Source organism: Pseudoalteromonas sp. SR45-6, from assembly GCF_014163545.1.
In the GTDB taxonomy this organism is placed as follows: domain Bacteria; phylum Pseudomonadota; class Gammaproteobacteria; order Enterobacterales; family Alteromonadaceae; genus Pseudoalteromonas; species Pseudoalteromonas rhizosphaerae.
In genome coordinates, this window is sequence record NZ_JACJDM010000229.1 from 1 (window position 1) to 265 (window position 265).

1 protein-coding gene is annotated in these 265 nt (G+C 47.9%); it reads right to left on the bottom strand.

All coding sequences use genetic code 11. The features are described 5' to 3' along the window. The coding region (locus tag H5158_RS23625) for a transposase (protein ID WP_409076824.1) at window positions 1-220 on the bottom strand (220 nt) is incomplete at its 3' end. Window positions 221-265: the final 45 nt, after the last annotated feature.

Here is a 265-nt window from a genome sequence, read left to right on the forward strand (position 1 = left end):
CGGTCGCGCCAAGATACTGGCTCTTACGTTGATTGCTCTTGAATAGTGACTGGCATGGAACAAACTCATCGCTGCCCTGCGTTTTCAAGTGTGCCGTACCTCGAACTCGGCTAATATAATGCCAGCCATTGTTTCGCACGGCTTTGAGCCAAGGAACTTTAAAGCCCGCATCCGTCACAATGACAGGGCGGCAATCACTCGGCAAGATCAGTTTGAGCATCTTTAAGAACCGTTTTTGTACTTTTGGGCAATGATATTGAAAGCT